The 15,180-nt window shown below is 75.7% G+C and carries 15 protein-coding genes; 4 read left to right on the plus strand and 11 right to left on the minus strand.

The annotated features are described in order from the left end of the window. Nucleotides 1-12 precede the first annotated feature (12 nt). The 4 genes from JW613_RS23020 (at nt 13) to JW613_RS23035 (ending at nt 3,182) form a co-directional block, all read left to right on the plus strand. Nucleotides 13-693, plus strand: coding sequence for a type III effector protein (locus JW613_RS23020; protein ID WP_209212823.1), 681 nt, complete (start codon nt 13-15; stop codon nt 691-693). 308 nt (nt 694-1,001) lie between these two features. Continuing rightward, nucleotides 1,002-1,907: a SigB/SigF/SigG family RNA polymerase sigma factor gene (locus tag JW613_RS23025; protein WP_209212825.1), complete on the plus strand. Its 906-nt coding sequence runs from the start codon at nt 1,002-1,004 to the stop codon at nt 1,905-1,907. Nucleotides 1,908-2,000: 93 nt separating this feature from the next. After that, complete coding sequence (locus JW613_RS23030; RefSeq protein WP_209212826.1) at nt 2,001-2,276, plus strand: DUF5133 domain-containing protein; 276 nt, start codon at nt 2,001-2,003, stop codon at nt 2,274-2,276. Between the two features lie 297 nt (nt 2,277-2,573). Beyond that, entirely contained in the window at nt 2,574-3,182 is a 609-nt protein-coding gene (locus JW613_RS23035) for a universal stress protein (protein WP_209212828.1), read from the plus strand. A gap of 15 nt (nt 3,183-3,197) precedes the next feature. On the opposite strand, the gene JW613_RS23040 is transcribed toward JW613_RS23035, so the two are convergent. The 11 genes from JW613_RS23040 to JW613_RS23090 form a co-directional block, all read right to left on the minus strand. Then, nucleotides 3,198-3,761 (minus strand): type 1 glutamine amidotransferase domain-containing protein, encoded by a 564-nt coding sequence (locus JW613_RS23040; RefSeq protein WP_209212830.1) that lies wholly within the window; start codon nt 3,759-3,761, stop codon nt 3,198-3,200. Between the two features lie 138 nt (nt 3,762-3,899). Next, nucleotides 3,900-4,793, minus strand: coding sequence for a polysaccharide pyruvyl transferase family protein (locus tag JW613_RS23045; protein ID WP_245226161.1), 894 nt, complete (start codon nt 4,791-4,793; stop codon nt 3,900-3,902). Nucleotides 4,794-4,810: 17 nt separating this feature from the next. Beyond that, nucleotides 4,811-5,917 carry a glycosyltransferase family 9 protein gene (locus JW613_RS23050; RefSeq protein ID WP_372447984.1) on the minus strand — a complete coding sequence of 369 codons (1,107 nt, stop codon included), beginning with the start codon at nt 5,915-5,917 and terminating at the stop codon, nt 4,811-4,813. After that, the gene (gene rfaE2 / locus JW613_RS23055; RefSeq protein ID WP_209212834.1) at nt 5,914-7,380 is read right to left on the minus strand and encodes a D-glycero-beta-D-manno-heptose 1-phosphate adenylyltransferase; all 1,467 of its coding nucleotides are present in this window, start codon (nt 7,378-7,380) and stop codon (nt 5,914-5,916) included. Before rfaE2 ends, JW613_RS23050 begins: the two co-directional genes overlap by 4 nt. 42 nt (nt 7,381-7,422) lie before the next feature. Then, nucleotides 7,423-8,085, minus strand: a complete 663-nt coding sequence (locus JW613_RS23060) for a D-sedoheptulose-7-phosphate isomerase (RefSeq protein WP_209212835.1) — start codon at nt 8,083-8,085, stop codon at nt 7,423-7,425. A 152-nt stretch (nt 8,086-8,237) separates the two neighbouring features. Next, nucleotides 8,238-9,542 (minus strand): glycosyltransferase, encoded by a 1,305-nt coding sequence (locus JW613_RS23065; protein WP_209212837.1) that lies wholly within the window; start codon nt 9,540-9,542, stop codon nt 8,238-8,240. Further along, nucleotides 9,542-10,507, minus strand: coding sequence for a glycosyltransferase (locus JW613_RS23070; protein ID WP_209212839.1), 966 nt, complete (start codon nt 10,505-10,507; stop codon nt 9,542-9,544). Before JW613_RS23070 ends, JW613_RS23065 begins: the two co-directional genes overlap by 1 nt. Beyond that, nucleotides 10,504-11,637 (minus strand): glycosyltransferase family 9 protein, encoded by a 1,134-nt coding sequence (locus JW613_RS23075; protein WP_209212841.1) that lies wholly within the window; start codon nt 11,635-11,637, stop codon nt 10,504-10,506. The genes JW613_RS23070 and JW613_RS23075 overlap by 4 nt, the downstream gene beginning before the upstream one ends. Beyond that, on the minus strand, nt 11,634-12,341 hold the full coding sequence (locus JW613_RS23080; protein WP_209212843.1) for an HAD-IIIA family hydrolase: 708 nt from the start codon (nt 12,339-12,341) through the stop codon (nt 11,634-11,636). Before JW613_RS23080 ends, JW613_RS23075 begins: the two co-directional genes overlap by 4 nt. Beyond that, on the minus strand, nt 12,338-13,441 hold the full coding sequence (locus JW613_RS23085; protein ID WP_209212845.1) for a glycosyltransferase family 2 protein: 1,104 nt from the start codon (nt 13,439-13,441) through the stop codon (nt 12,338-12,340). Before JW613_RS23085 ends, JW613_RS23080 begins: the two co-directional genes overlap by 4 nt. Then, nucleotides 13,438-15,153: a carbamoyltransferase family protein gene (locus tag JW613_RS23090; RefSeq protein ID WP_209212847.1), complete on the minus strand. Its 1,716-nt coding sequence runs from the start codon at nt 15,151-15,153 to the stop codon at nt 13,438-13,440. The genes JW613_RS23085 and JW613_RS23090 overlap by 4 nt, the downstream gene beginning before the upstream one ends. Between the last annotated feature and the right edge of the window lie 27 nt (nt 15,154-15,180).

Genomic DNA, 15,180 nt, shown 5'->3' on the forward strand with positions numbered 1-15,180 from the left:
GGGAGGATCCCCGTGCCCACACCTGAAGAACAGCCGCTGCCGCCCGCCCGGAGCCATCCGGCTCCCGCCTCCTTCCTCGCCGCCGCGGCGGCACTGCACCGGATCCAGGAGGCGGTCCGCAGCGCGCAGGCCCCGCCCGGTGACACCTCGCCACCGGACGCCTCGGCCCCCAGCTGCGACCAGGCGCTGACCGCGCTGCTGGCGCTGCGCCAGGTGCGCGACCAACTCGCCGGCTGGGAAACGTCCTTGATCGAGACCGCCCGCACGGCAGGCGCCAGCTGGGCGGACCTGGCCGCCCCGCTCGGCGTCGCCTCCCGGCAGGCGGCCGAACGCCGCTATCTGCGCGGCCGGCCCGGCACCCCTGGTGCCACGGGCGAGCAGCGGGTGCGGGCCACCCGCGACCGCCGCGCGGCCGACCGGACCGTGGCGGCCTGGGCCCGGCGCAACGCCTCCGACCTGCGCCAGCTCGCCGGTCAGATCACCGCGCTGCCCGACCTTCCCGCCGAGCCCCGGGCCGTGCTCGCCGGTGCGCTCGCCGACGACGACGCCGCCCGGCTCGTCGCCCCGCTGATAGGAGCACAGCAGCATCTGTCCGGCAGCCATCCGGAGCTCGCCGAGCGCGTCGACACGCTCGCCTGCCACACCGGGCGGCTGCGCCGGGGCGCCGGTGAGACGCGCGGCGCCGACGCCTGAGCACATACGAAAACGCCGGCGTGAAGCGTGCAGGAGGCAAAGGCTCAGGGCGTGTTCTTCCGTCCTGAGCCCCGGCCCGCCGACGGGGCCGGAAGGCCGCGCCGCGAAGGTCTCCGGCGGGTGGGGACACGGAAAAAATCCGATCAACGGGTTTGACCCCGCGGCTGCCGGTTAGACGAACCTCCAAGTGCTTGGGAGAACAGGCACATCGCGGGAGACGAGCGCTCAGGGCCCCCGAGGTGTGTCTCCTGAGCCGCCCTCTTCCCGCGACTGTGACCACATCAGCGAGACGGGAGGAGTAGCCCGACATGTGCGCAGTCCGCTACCGCCCGCAGAACGCCCGCCACAGCCACGACGACGCCCCCGACACCGCCGAGGACTTCGAACGACTGGCCGCGCTGCCGGAAGGACCCGAGCGGGAGGAGCTGAGCAGCCGCCTCGTGGAGGCATGGCTGCCGATGGCCCACCGGCTGGCCGCCAAGTACCGCAACCGCGGGGAATCCCTCGAAGACCTGGAGCAGGTCGCGGCGCTCGGCCTCGTCAAGGCCGTCAACCGCTACGACCCGGCACAGGGAACGCCCTTCGTGCCGTTTGCGATACCCACCATCACCGGTGAGATCCGCCGCCACTTCCGCGACCGCACCTGGGACGTGCACGTACCGCGCCGCATCCAGGAGCTCCGCAACCGGGTGCGGACCGCCGTCCGGGAACTGAGTACCGGTCTGGACGACGGCCTTCCGTCCGTGGAGCGGATCGCCGAGCACGCCGGCATGTCCGAGGAGGACGTGGCCGCCGGGCTGGAGGCCATGGACAGCTTCCGTTCGCTGTCCCTCGACGCCACGGGCCCCAACGCCGACGACGGATTCTCACTGGCCGACACTTTCGGCGAGTCGGAGCCGGAGTACGAGACGGTGGTCGCGCGGGAGGCGGTCAAGCCGTGCCTGCGCGAGCTGCCCGAGCGGCAGCGCCGCGTGCTGTACATGCGCTACTTCCGGGACATGACCCAGTCGCGGATCGGCCAGGAACTGGGCATCTCCCAGATGCACGTCTCCCGGCTGCTGTCCAAGAGCTGTGAGCGGGTCCGTCAACAGGTCGAACACGACCGCCGTACCCAGCGCGTCCGCCGCGCCGAGCGCAGCCACCACGTCGAACGGGACCGCGCAGCCGAACGGGGCCGTCGGCGCCCGGTGCGCTCCCACGCCACCGCTGCCTGAGCCCGCGCTGTCCGGGCACCACGTGCTGCCGAGGCACGGCCCGGTCCGGCTGCAGGCTCGATCGCGTTCGCGCTTCTCGAAAGGAGCACAAGCATGCTGCTCGCACACCCCGCTGTCCTCCGGAACCTGGTCGGTGAGTACGAGGCACTCGCCGTTCTGCACGCCGAGAACGGGTCGCCCCAGGTGCGGCAGCGGATGAACGACCTCGCCTACACGCTGTGCGTGTCCACCGGTACCCGCGACATCGACACCGCTCTCGTCGCCGCTCGGCACCGTCTGCCGGGTGCCCGCCCGGAGGACGACTCCCTGCTGGAGCGGTCCGGTGGACCGGCGGCCGGGGATCCCGTACGGCAGGTGTCGGCGGCCTGATCCCGTCTTCCCCGACCACCGCGCGGACGGCACCTGCCGTCCGCGCGGTGGTCTGCTCAGTGCCCTGGCCCGGTCCCCGGCACCGTCCGGTGGCCTGTCTTCTCGGCGCCGTGTCCGTGTCATGGCTCCGCACCGACCGGTCCTGGCAAGCCAGTTCGAGCCAATTCCTTTTCATTGGCTCTGTCGTGCCAGTCCAATCGGCGCCAGACTCTCTTGCGCAGCGGCTCCTCGGGTGGGCCGCGCCGCCGGTGAACAGGCCAATGGACGGGATCGACGGGCAGGCAGGAGGGGCGAGCGGTGGAAGGAACGGACGGTGCCGAGGGGCGGAGGCGGACGACGCCGGGCGGGGAGGGCGAACACGGGGCGCGGCCCGGCCGGCTGGTCGTCGGCGTGAGCGGGTCGCTCGCCAGTCTGGCGGCCCTGCAGACCGCGGCGCGCGAGGCGCGCAACTGCGGCCGGCCGCTGCTGGCGGTGCTGGCCTGGCAGCCGCCGGACGGCGAGGCCGGATACATGCTGCGGCCCGACCGGGTATGGGCCGAGAACTGGCGCCGGGAGGCCCGTGCGCGGCTGGACCGCGCCTTCGACGAGGCGTTCGGCGGTGACCCGCCCGGAGTCGCCGAGGTCGAGCGGCGGCTGGTCCGCGACCGGACCTGGCGGGCCCTCGTCGCGACGGCGGACCGCCCCGACGACCGCCTGGTGATCGGGGTGCGCGCCACCCGCCGGGGACTTTTCGGGCACGGCGGTACCACGCGCCGGGTCCTGGCGCGTGCCCGGTGCCCGGTCCTCACCGTCCCGGCTCCCCGCTTCCCGGCGCTCATGCGCACCCGGCTCCGCCACGCGAGCACGGCGGACTTCCTCCCCGAGGGGATGGGGCTTCCCAAGGGGCCGGGCCAGGCGCCCGCCTGAGCGGCCGGGCGCCGGTCAGACGGGTTGGGGGGCCGGCATCCCGGCCACCTGCCGCACGAGGGTGGCACAGAAGGCCGGAAGGTCGTCGGGGCCGCGGCTGGTGATGAGGTTCCCGTCGATGACGACCTCCTCCTCGACGACCTCCGCGCCCGCGTTGCGCAGGTCGCTGCGGATACTGGGCCACGAGGTGAGACGCCGGCCGCGCAGCACGTCCGCCTCCACCAGGGTCCAGGGGCCGTGGCAGATCGCCGCGACGGGTTTGCGCGCGCGCATGAACTCCCGGGCGAAGGCGATCGCGTCGGGATCGGTCCGCAACTGGTCGGGGTTCATGACGCCGCCCGGCAGCATCAGCGCGTCGTAGTCGTCGGCGGACGCGTCGGCGACCGTCCTGTCCACGGTGAACGTGCCTGCCGGATCGATGTCCATCTGGCGGGCGTTGATCTCCCCGGTGTGCAGCGAGATCACCTCCGTCCGCGCCCCCGCCCCGTGCAACGCGCCGCGCGGCTGCTCCAGTTCGACGCGTTCCACGCCGTCGGTGGCCAGTAGAGCCACCGTTTTGCCGTGCAGTTCGTCGGTCATGATGCGGCTCCCTTCGGCCGGGCCTCCGCGCTCGGCGCATGGCGGGCGAGGCCTGGCACGGCCCGACCACACCTCCTCCGAACAGGGTCCCACTCCTACAAATCGTGTCAAATGGTACGGAGGTCGTCGGCCGGGCCGTCAGCGCCCCGCGCGCCGAGAGGCGTCCCCGAGACAGGCGCGCAGCGCACGGGCGAGGGGTTCGGGCGGCGGCGCGGCGGCGTGTGCGGCCGCACGGCTGCGGCCCTCCCGGCGCGCCCACTCCCACCAGTACGCCAGCACCTGGTCGTCCAGCCGCTCGGCGGGGACCACCGCCGGCCAGTCCAGCGCCCGCGCCTGCGCGCTCACCTTCGCGCCGCCCGCCACCGGATCGACGGCGATGGCCGGCACCCCCGCCCGCAGCGCCAGCACCAGACCGTGCAGCCGGTTGGTGACCACCAGATCGACGCGGGCCAGCACGGCGTCCAACTGCTCCGGGGTGCCGCACAGCCGCCAGTCGCGGGTGTCCAGCCGCGTCTCCAGCTCCAGCAGCGCACAGTCCCGCGCCCCCAGCCAGGAGGTGACGCGGCGCACCGTCTCCTCGTGCCGCCGCTGTCCCGCGTACTCGTGCTGCCCCGTGGTGAGCAGCGTCGCGACCACGGGCGGCAGCCCGTCGGCCACCGGGCGGGTGCCCACCGACAGGTCCGGCGCGGGCTCGCGGGAATGCCCGTCCCGGGCGATCACCTCGTGGAATCCCGTCACCGCCGGTTCCGCGGGGTCGACGACGGAGACGCCCACGGCGACGCGGTGACAGTGCGCGAAACGCTCGTGCAGCGCGGCGGTCTGCGGGCCGCTGCACGGTCCGCAGACGAACAGCAGCAGGTCGTACTCGTCGGGCCGCACCGTCTCCAACGACAGCTCCCCGGGCCGGAACCCGGGGCTCCACGCCACGTCGTACCCCACCCCCGCCTCCCGTACGACCTCCTCGGCCCGCCGCAGCGCCAGCACGTCCCCCGCCGTGGCCTCCCCCTCGACAAAACTGAACCACCCCGTCAGCAAGGCCCTCCGATACCTCACGGACCCGCCCCCGAGGCGCCGGCCGCCAGCGGGGCCGCCGGGCGGGCTCCATCCGGCGCACCGCACACGGGCAGGGCCGCGCAGGCGTCCAGGACCTCCCCCGGGGCCAGACGCAGCAGCCGGGGGTCCGGCTCCACGCCGTGCGGGTCCCCGGGCCGTACCCCGTCGCCGGGCAGCGGCCGCCACAGCGGGCGGTGCCGGGGGAGCGCGGGCGGCCCCCACAGGGCGGGGGAGACGGGGCCGAACAGGACGACCGACGGGGTGGCGAGGGCCGAGGCGAGGTGGGCCACTCCCGTGTCGCCGACGACCACCGCACGCGCCTGGGCCACCAGCGCGGCCAACGTGTCGAACGGCAGCCCCGCCGGCGCGCCCGCCACAGCGGCGGCGGACAGCCCGGCGCGCTCGGCGATGCCGTACGCCAGCTCCTGTTCGCCGGGCCCACAGGTGACCACCACCTGCTGCCCGTCCGCCCGCAACCGGCGTGCGACGGCGGCGAACCGCTCGGGCGGCCACCGCCGCGCCCCGGCGTCGGCGCCCGGATGCAGCACCACGGCCCCGGGGGCCGGGGAGGCGGTGGCAGGACGCCGCAGCAGCAGATCGTCCGCCTCGGCCCGGATGCCGTACCAGGTCAGCAGGCGGCACCAGCGCGCGCGTTCGTGCTCGTCGGGCCGCCAGCGGGGCGCCGAGCCGTCCGCGTACGCCAGCAGCCGCCCGGGAGCCGGCCGGGCGAGCACCGCGCGGCTGGCCGGGCCGTTGCCGTGCAGGTCGACGGCGAGCCGGGGCGGGGCCCACGGCCACGGCACCCGCGCCGGAACCTCGCGGTCGGCCGCACCGGCGGGCACCAGGACGTCGACGGCATCGACCGCCCGTACCGCGTCGGCCAGCCATCCGGGGGCCGCCAGCACCAACTCGTGGTCCGGGAGCGCACGGCGCAGCGCACGCAGCGCGGGCACGGTGGTCAGCAGGTCCCCGAGCCCCAGCGCGCGCAGCACCAGGATGCGCGGCCGGTCCGGATTCAGGCCCGCACCCTCCCGGAGGGCGAGCGGTGCCGGCCGCTCCGGCTGGGTGTGCGCGGTGCCGACCGGCGCCGTGGGCCGCGTCACGACGACTGCTCCAGGCCGGAGGGCCGGGCCGCGCCGTGGTGCCCGGCGGCGCGGCGGGCCAGTGCGGTGGTCGAGCGGCCGTCCAGGTAGGGGAGGAGCAGTACGCGACCGCCCCACTCCTCCAGCGTGGAGGCCTCCGGCAGCCGTTCCGTGCCGTAGTCGCCGCCCTTGACCCACACATGGGGGCGCAGTTCCCGCAGCAGGCGTTCGGGGGTGTTCTCGTCGAAGACGGCGATGGCGTCGACACAGTCGAGCCCGGCCAGCACCGAGATCCGGTCGGCCTCCGGGGTGATCGGCCGGCCCTCGCCCTTGAGCCTGCGCACGGACACATCGGAGTTGAGGCAGACGATGAGGCAGTCGCCGGTGCGGCGCGCGTTCTGCAGCATCCCCACGTGCCCGGCGTGCAGCAGGTCGAAGCAGCCGCCGGTGGCCACCACGGTGCCGCCGCGGGCCCGTACGGAGGCGGCCAGGGCGCGCGCGTCGTCCGTCTTGGTCACCGGAGGGGCCGACGGGGCGGCGGGCACACCGCCCCACAGCGCCGGATTGCGCACCCCGCCCGCGGCCACGAACGCGCCGGACTGGCGCACCGCCTCATGGGTGGCCTCCTCCGGCAGGGCGCCGTCGGCCAGCGCCCGGGCGGCCGTCGCCGCGAAGCAGTCACCCGCGCCGCAGGGGTCGCCGTCGACCTCCTGGAGCGGGGGGAAGTACAGCGGCGCCTCGTCCCCGGGCCGGGCCAGCACAGCGCCGCGCCTGCCCAGCGTCACCGCGACGGCCGCGCTGCGCCACTCCGAGGCGAGGACCGCGCCGCGCCACCCGTGCCCGTGCAGCCCGTCGCCGTTCGCGTCCGGATGGTCCCCGGAGCACAGCGCCATGGCCTCGCCCGCGTTCGGCGTCACCAGCCGGGCACCCGGCACGGGCGGCTCACCGCGCGGGTGGGGGTCCCACACCACCTGGGTGTGTCCGGCCAGTACGGCGAGTTCGGCGCGCAGCCGGGCGGCGACCCCGCGCCCGTAGTCGGAGACCAGCACCGTGTGCGCCCCCGCGAGCGCCGCCCGCACCTCGTCGGTCACCGGCCCCACGGTGCCGCCGCCGCGGTCCACCCGCAGCAGCGGTCGCCCGTCGGCGCACAGCCGGGTCTTGACGGGCACACTGCCGCGCAGCGGCAGCTCCAGCAGCCGCACCCGGGGGGTGAGCAGATCGCGTACCGTCTGGTCGGACCGGCTCTGGCCGAGCGCCGTGACGAGCACGATCTCCGGGCCCGCCTCCGATCCCCCGGCCGCCGCGTCCGGCGGGAAGGCCCCGGCCAGCGTCGCGGCGAGCCCGGCCCCGCCGGGCCGGTTGTGTTCCTCGGCCACGTCCAGCACCGGCGCGGGAGCGTCCGGTGCCAGCCGGTGGGCCTGGCCCTCGACGTCGGTGTCCAGCAGCGTGTCGCCGACGACGACGAGCGGGCGGTTGCGTGGCATGACGGCTTCCTTCGTCCTACGGGAAGGGGCTTGGGGCACGGTTCACAGTCGGGGCGGCCCACCGCCTTCCGCCGCCCCCAGCGGCGCTTCGACCGCGGGCAGCGGCGCGGTGGCCGACAGCAGGTCCTCGGCCGGTTCCTGCGCCGCGTCGAACGCCTCGCACAGCAGGTGCACGGCCACCAGGTGCACCTCCTGGACGGTCGCGGTGGTGTCCGCCGCCACGCACAGTGCCGCGTCGGCCGCCGCCGCCAGCGGGTTGGGCGCGGGCCCGGTCAGCGCCCACACCCGCACTCCTGCCTCGCGGCCCGCCAGCGCGGCGTTGACCAGGTTCTCGCTGCGCCCCGAGGTGGACAGCAGCAGCAGGACGTCTCCGCGGCGGCCGTGTGCCGCGACCTGACGGGCGTACAGGTCGGCGAAGCCGTAGTCGTTGCCGATGGCCGTCACGGCGGAGGTGTCGGCGTGCAGGGCGATGGCGGAGTACGGCCGGCGCTCGCCCTGGTAGCGGCCGACGAGCTCGGCGGTCAGATGCTGGGCCTGTGCCGCGCTGCCGCCGTTGCCCGCGGCCAGCAGCCGGCCACCGGCGCGCAGCGCCTCGGCCAGCCGCTCCCCCCAGGCGGTCACCTGGGCCGTGTGCTGTCGACGGAAGGCGGCCACGGCCTGTTCGAGTGCCTGGCAGTGTGCGTGTGCGGGGTCGGCAGGAAGCATGTCGGCGGCCTGACGGCCGGGACCGGCCGGCGGCCTCCCTCCTTCGCGCTACGGGTCGGTGCTACGGGGGCCACTGCTGTGGGGAGCGGGCGGGGAAGAGACGGAAGACGAGAACGGGCGGCCCGGGGCCGTCCGGGGCGGGCCGAGCTGCCTCAGTGGGCGGCCGGGGTCATGGGTACGGCTGCCGGCTGCGCGGCGGCCCGTGTCGCGCGTGCGTCCAGCACCCGCCGGTAGACCTCCTCCGTCTGCGCCACCACCCGCGCCCAGCTGTACCGGGACAGCACCCGCCGTCGCCCGGCGGCGCCGTACGCCCGGCCCCTGGCGGGCATCGCCAGCAGCGTCCGCACCGCGTGCGCCAGCGCCTCCGGGTCGCGGGGCGGCACCAGCAGCCCGGTGCCGCGGTGCGCGACGGTGTCGCACTGGCCCCCGACCGCGGTGGCCACCACGGGCGTCCCGCAACTCATGGCCTCCAGCGGGACGATGCCGAACGGCTCGTAGTCGGCCGGGCACAGCACGGCGTCCGCCGCGCGCATCAGCTTCGGCACCTCCTCCCGGTCCAGCCCGCCGGTCAGATGCACCCGGTCGGCGACGCCCAGCTCGCGGGCCAGCTCGCGCAGCCGCACCGCCTCCGGGTCGCGGTCCAGCTCCGCGCCCTTCGGGCCGCCCGCGACGACCAGTTCGGCCTCGGGTATCCGGCTGAGCGCCGCGATGGAGAGCGCGGCGCCCTTGCGCGGCACCAGCCGGCCGATGTGCGCCAGCAGCGGGCGGTGGGTGGGGCGTCGCCACTGCGGGCCGGTGGGGGTGAACACGTCCGGGTCGACACCGCAGGGGACGATGGAGACGTGGCCGGCGCCCACCCGCATCGCGGTCAGCTCCGCCACCTCGTCCCGGCAGGTGGCGATGATCCGGTCGCAGGAGGTGCCGACCGCCGTCTCGCAGGGGATGCGTTCGCCGGGGCTGGTGTCGGCGTCGCCCTGGTGCCGCTTCTTGACGGTGCCCAGCGCGTGGTAGGTGTGCAGGAACGGCAGGCCGCCCACCAGTCCGTCCTGGGTGGCCTGCAGGGTGGCGAGCCCCGACATCCAGAAGTGGGAGTGCACCAGGTCGGGCCGCTCGGCGGCCCAACGGGACGACAGGAAGGCGCCGAACAGCCCCATGTAGGGCAGCAGTTCGTCCTTCGGTACGGGGCGGGGCGGACCCGCGGGCACATGGTGGACGTCCACGCCGTGCCGCATCGGCAGCCGCTCGGGCAGGTCGGGGGAGTCCCGGCGGGTGTAGACGGTCACCCGGTGCCCCTGTTCGGCCAGGGTCTCGGCGAGCCGCGCCACATGGACGTTCTGGCCGCCCGCGTCGGCGCCGCCCAGTGCCGCCAGCGGACTGGCGTGCTCCGAGACGAGCGCGATGCGCAGCGGCTCCTTCCTCCGGGCCGTCCGGGCCGCCTGGGCTGTCCGGTCCGTCATCAGCGGGTCACCTCCTCGAGAAGCTGCTCCCAGCGGTGCAGGAACTGTTTGAGCCCGTACCGGTTCAGCGCGGCGCGCCGGGCGCGTTCGCCGTCCTCGGCCGCGGCCTGCGGCTCGTTGAGGTACCGGCGTGCCGCCTCTGCCAGCACCTCGGGGCGGGTGGAGAGCGTGCCGGTGCCCTCCGGCACCGCCTCGACCGCCTCGGTGGTGGCCAGCGCGACCACGGGCATGCCCAGGTGCATGGCCTCCAGCAGTGACAGGCCCAGCGACGTCCACCGCACCGGGTGCAGATAGAAGCGCCGCCGCGCCATCGCGGAGTGCAACTGCTCCTGGGGGAGGTCCTGGGCGCGGCAGCGCTCGGGCGGCAGCCCCAGGTGTGCGTCGAGCCCGGCGGTCCGCATGCCGAAGACGTCCAGCGGCGCCGCCTCGCTCAGCGCGGGCAGCAGATCGGTGCCGACGTACCGGCCGCGCCGTACGGGGTCGTTGACGACGACTGCCGCGCGGCCCAGCTCACCGGTCCACCGGTGGCCGGGGTCGACGATGCCGTGCTCGATGACGGTGGTGCGCGTCGTGCCGTTGTCCCAGAAGAGCCGGTTGAAGTGGGTGACGTGCACCAGCGTGAGGTCGTCCCGGTCGGCGTACGGGTGGCGGGTGTCGGGCACCGCACCGTCGGGTGCGTTGTGCTCCAGATAGACGGCCGGGACGTCGCGGCCGGGACGGCGTCCGCCCAGCCAGCGCTCGGCCAGCTCCTCCTCGTGCGGGCGCTGCAGCACGACGACGTTCACGTCCAGTTCGGCCAGCTCCTGCGGGCCGACCTCGCGCACGGACTCCGGCCAGGCGAAGGTCTCGGCCCGGCCCAGCCCGTCGGGGCCCCGGTCGGGCAGCACGGGCACCAGATAGGTGTGCGGTCCCTGGACGAACGCCGTCGTCCAGGAGCCGTGCACGTGCCACAGCAGAATCCTCATGCGCAGGCCTCCTCGGCCGTCCGGTCCGTGGGGTGTGTGTTGCGGGCCGGGTGCGGGGCCCGCGTGGGCGAGGCGGGCGGCAGCCGGTCGAGCGCCGCCAGCACCTGGGCGTCGTCCACCGCGTCCAGACACGGGTGGCCCGGCACCGGGCAGGTCACCTCGCGGGTGCCGGCACACGGCGCGCTCTGGTCGCCCAGCAGCACGTGCGGCACCCCGAACGGCGCCCAGCGGTCGGCCGGTACGACGGGGGAGAACAGACAGACCACCGGGGTGCCCACGGCAGCCGCCAGATGGGAGGGGCCGGTGTTGCCGACGACTGCCGCGCGGGCACCGGCCAGCACGCCCGCCAGCTCGTGCAGCCCGGTGCGGCCGCCCAGGTCGAGCGCGTGTTCCCCGGCGACGGCGGCCGTCAGCTCCTTCTCCGAGGTGCCGCCGGTGACCACCACCCGGTGCCCGGCGTCGGCGAGCGCCGCCACCGCGCGCCTCGCCCGCTCCCGGCTCCAGGCCCGGGCCGGTGCCGAGGCGCCGGGGTGGACGACGACGTAAGGGTCGGTCCCGGTCAACGGGCCGGTGTCCGGCGGGGGGTGGATCGTCAGACCCCCGTGGTCGCCCTCCGGCAGCGCGAACCCGGCGGCGGCCGCCAGGTCCATGGCCGCCTCCGCCTCGTGCCGTCCGGCCGCCCTGCGGTGCCGCAGTTCGAGCAGCGAGCCGGGGTAGTCCTCGCTGTCCGCGCCGACCCACTCCACCCCGGCCAGCTTCAGCAGCAGTGCGATGGGCAGCGGGCTCTGGTGGTAGGAGGTGAGGACCAGAGCACGGTCGAAGCGCCGCCGGGCGAGGGCTTCGACCAGCGCGGCGGTCTCGGCGCGGTCCACGGCGGCGGGCCGGCGGCCCACCCAGGGCGCGTCGAACGTGAGCACCTCGTCCACTCCCGGCAGCAGCCGCGCCGCGCCCTCACCGAGCGGGCCCGCCAGCAGCGTCACCCGCCGTGAACCGGCGGCCGCCATCCGCACGGCGGGCCCGGCCAGCAGTACGTCACCGACGCTGTCGAGCCGTACCACGAGGGTGTGGGGGTCAGCGGCCCCGGATTCCGTGCGCGGATCGGTGTGCGGGCCGGTGTGCGGGTGGGTCATGTCGGGCCTCCAGGCCGGGCGGGGGCACCGACCAGCGCGCGGACGGCCGCCGCCAGATGTGCGGCGGTGCGGGGAGCCGCGCGGGTCTCGGCCGCGCGGGTGGCGGTGTTGGGTACGAGCACACCGGTGGCTCCGGCCCGGTGCGCGGCCCCGAGGTCGGCGGCGATGTCCCCCACGACGGCGGTCTCCGGGGGGCGCACCCCCAGTACCCGGCAGGCGGCGAACACCAGGCCGGGCTCCGGCTTGCGGCAGCCGCAGCCGTCCTGCGGCCGGTGCGGACACACGGCGGTCACCGCGAGCGGTCCCACCAGTGCCTCCATCCGCGCGTGCAGCGCGTCCAGTTGCGTCAGCCGCAGCAGGCCGCGTCCGACGTCGGGCTGGTTGCTCACCACACCCGCCGGCACCCCGGCAGCACGCAGTGCCGCCAGTGCCTCCCGCGCGGAGGGGCGCGGCCGGATCCGCCCCGGGTCGGTGTTGTGCGGTACGTCCTCCACGAGGGTGCCGTCCCGGTCGAAGAGGACGGCGCGGGGCCGCCCGCACGCCGGTACCGCCGCGCAGGGCGCCGAACTCGTGTGGGGGATACGTACCAGCGGCTCTGCGGGGCCGTCCTGGTACCAGGTGGCGGTCGCCGTACGCAGCACCACCGCCGCCGGGCGCGCGCTGCGGGCTACGGGCGCCGACTCCACGGGTGCCTGGCTGTTCATGCCCGCACCTCCCGCTCCTCGGTGCCGTGGACGCGCCGCTCCCCGCCGCCGGCGCTCGGCCCCCCGGCACGGACGACCGGGCGCTGCCCTCCGCTGTCGCGGCTGTCGCGCGCGGGCAGCGCCCGCAGCCGACCGCTCGCCCAGTGGTAGGTGGCGACGGCCGGGATCAGCAGGCTGCTCAGCAGCATGGTGAGGCTCTCGTCGCGGGTGCGCGGTCCCGGGCGCAGGCGCGCGTACAGGAACTCGCCGGTGCCCAGCAGCCACAGCCCGCCCAGCACCGCCGCGGCGCGGCGGCGTCCGGCGGCCAGCCCGCCGAGTGCGGCACCCGCCGCCGCCGTGACGGCCACATGGCGCGGCAGCCGGCCGCGGGCGGCTCCGGCGCGCCGCCACCAGTCGGGGCCGTGGATGCGGTTCATCAACGCGTCGTCGGCGTTGCCGCGTTGGGCGCGCACCGAGACCCAGCGGTCGGCGGGCCGCACCGGGTGCACCGTGTGCCGTTCGCCCTCCGTCAGCCGCCACCCGGCGGCCATCAGCCGCAGCGCCAGGTCGGCGTCCTCGCGGAAGGCGCGGCGGAAGCGTTCGTCGAAGCCGCCGACGGCTTCCAGCGCCACCCGCCGGAAGGCCATGTCGGCGGTGATCCAGCGCGCGTCGGCCAGTCCGGCCGTGTTGCGCTCCCAGTCGGTGGGCCGCCGGTGCGCGGGCAGCGGGACGGTGATGCGGCCCTGGCTGCCGGCCGTGTCGGGACCGGCAGCGGCCAGGTCGGCGGCGAGCCGCCGCGTCCACCGCTCGCCGGGGAGGACGTCGTCGTCCAGGAAGGCGATCCACTCCTCGCCGACCGCCTGCCAGCCCACGTTCCGCGCCGCGGCGGGCCCGGCGGCCGTGCCCGGCACCACCTCGACCAGCGGGGCCAGTTCGTCCGGCACCTCGACCGGCAGCGGACCGCACTCGCGGGCCGGCCGGTCGTCCACCAGCACGATCCGGCGCGGGCGCGGCGGACCGGCGTCGGCCAGTGCTCTGAGCGTCCCGGCCAGCGAGGGCCGGCCCAGAGTGGGGATGACGACGGCGAACTCGGGCTCGGCGTCCGGCTGTCCGGTGCTCACGTGGGCTCCCCTCGTACGGCGTCGAGCCCTTCGGGGCGCGGGGCCCCGGCGGGCTGCGCGGTCTCCTCGGGCCGGTGGAAGAAGCTCGCGCGTCGCACCACGTACGGGCCGATGGCGAGCAGGTCCACGGGTGACGAGCCGAAGCACTCCAGCGCGTCACGCGGGTCGTCCACCATGGGCCGCCCCGCCGTGTTCAGGCTGGTGTTGACCACCACCGGCAGCCCGGTGCGCCGCTCGAACGCCGCCAGCATCCGGGCGACCAAGGGTTCCTGCTCGCGGTCGACGGTCTGGATGCGCGCGGTGCCGTCGGTGTGCACCACGGCGGGGATGCGGTCCAGCCAGGCGGGCCGAACGTCGTGGACGAACAGCATGTAGGGGCTCGGCAGCGGGCCTTCGAAGATCTCCGGTGCCCGCTCCTTCAGCACCATCGGCGCCACCGGACGGAACTGCTCGCGGCCCTTCACATCGTTGAGGCGTTCCAGGTTCTCGGCCCGTCCGGGGTGCGCCAGCAGCGAGCGGTGGCCCAACGCGCGCGGCCCGTACTCGGAGCGCCCCTGGAACCAGGCGACGATCGCGTCCTCGGCGAGGGCCTGCGCCACCGTCTCGGCCACGTCGTCGGGCCGCTCGAACGGCACCCCGGCGGTGGTGAGCCACTCGCGCAGCTGCGCCTCGTCCCACTGCCGCCCCAGGTCGGCCCCGCCCATCGGCTCGGTCGCGTCCCCGCCCCTGGAGGCCAGCGCCAGCGCACCGCCCAGCGCCGTACCGGCGTCCCCGGCCGCCGGCTGCACCCACACCCGCGAGAAGGGACCCTCTGCGGCCAGCCGCGAGTTGGCCACGCAGTTGAGCGCCACACCGCCCGCCATGGTGAGCAGTTCGTCGTGGGTGCGGCCGTGCAGCCAGCGCACCATGTCCAGCAGCGTGTCCTCCAGTACCCGCTGGGCGCCGGCCGCCAGATCCGCCTGCTCCTGCGTCCAGTCCTGCCCCGGGCGGGCCCGGGGCGCGAAGCTCTCCCAGGGCACGTCCTTGGCGACGAACCCGCCGTCCCCGGTGGAGTGCACGTACCTGGCCAGCTCGGCGGCCATCCGCGGCCTGCCGTAGGAGGCCAGCGCCATCACCTTGTACTCGTCGCTGGAACGCAGGAAGCCCAGGTGCTCGGTCAGTTCCTCGTAGACGAGGCCGAGCGAGTGCGGCAGCTGCTGACTGTGCAGCGGCTCGACGGCCGCGCCGCGGCGCCGCGCCGCCAGATGGGACGTCGACTCGCCGCGCCCGTCCACCACCAGCACCGAGGACCGCTCCGCGTGCGGCGCGGCGAACGCGCTGGAGGCCGCGTGCGCCATGTGGTGCGGGACGAAGTGCACCTTCTCGCGGTCGAGGCCGGGCAGCGCGTCGCACAGGAAGGACGGCGCCTCCCGCGCGTACGTCAGCCGCAGCGGGTCCCACGGGTCGTCGAGTTCCATGTCGGCGGCGGGCTTGGCCAGGTCCGGGTCGAAGGAGTAGGCCACCGCGTCGATGTCCTGCGGGCGCAGCCCCGCTTCGGCCAGGCACCACGCCGCGGACTTGCAGGGCAGCTCCCAGGCGGCGAACGGCACCGGCCGCTTGCCGTGCTTGCGGCGGGAGAACCGCTCCTCCTCCGCGGCGGCGACCGTGTGTCCGTCGATGACGAGCGCGGCTGCCGGGTCGTGGAAGAGGGCGTTGATACCGAGAACGCGCATGGTCTGCCTTTCGCCGGGAGAGGGCGG

Source organism: Streptomyces smyrnaeus, assembly GCF_017676345.1.
In the GTDB taxonomy this organism is placed as follows: Bacteria; Actinomycetota; Actinomycetes; order Streptomycetales; family Streptomycetaceae; genus Streptomyces; species Streptomyces smyrnaeus.

What these genes read in the sequence shown, in the direction of transcription:
- JW613_RS23060 (WP_209212835.1), bottom strand. Translation starts at nt 8,085, where the DNA reads ATGCTTCCTGCCGACCCCGCACACGCACACTGCCAGGCACTCGAACAG.
- JW613_RS23025 (WP_209212825.1), top strand. Translation starts at nt 1,002, where the DNA reads ATGTGCGCAGTCCGCTACCGCCCGCAGAACGCCCGCCACAGCCACGAC.
- JW613_RS23040 (WP_209212830.1), bottom strand. Translation starts at nt 3,761, where the DNA reads ATGACCGACGAACTGCACGGCAAAACGGTGGCTCTACTGGCCACCGAC.
- JW613_RS23090 (WP_209212847.1), bottom strand. Translation starts at nt 15,153, where the DNA reads ATGCGCGTTCTCGGTATCAACGCCCTCTTCCACGACCCGGCAGCCGCG.
- JW613_RS23080 (WP_209212843.1), bottom strand. Translation starts at nt 12,341, where the DNA reads ATGAACAGCCAGGCACCCGTGGAGTCGGCGCCCGTAGCCCGCAGCGCG.
- JW613_RS23065 (WP_209212837.1), bottom strand. Translation starts at nt 9,542, where the DNA reads ATGACGGACCGGACAGCCCAGGCGGCCCGGACGGCCCGGAGGAAGGAG.
- JW613_RS23070 (WP_209212839.1), bottom strand. Translation starts at nt 10,507, where the DNA reads ATGAGGATTCTGCTGTGGCACGTGCACGGCTCCTGGACGACGGCGTTC.
- JW613_RS23075 (WP_209212841.1), bottom strand. Translation starts at nt 11,637, where the DNA reads ATGACCCACCCGCACACCGGCCCGCACACCGATCCGCGCACGGAATCC.
- rfaE2 (WP_209212834.1), bottom strand. Translation starts at nt 7,380, where the DNA reads ATGCCACGCAACCGCCCGCTCGTCGTCGTCGGCGACACGCTGCTGGAC.
- JW613_RS23030 (WP_209212826.1), top strand. Translation starts at nt 2,001, where the DNA reads ATGCTGCTCGCACACCCCGCTGTCCTCCGGAACCTGGTCGGTGAGTAC.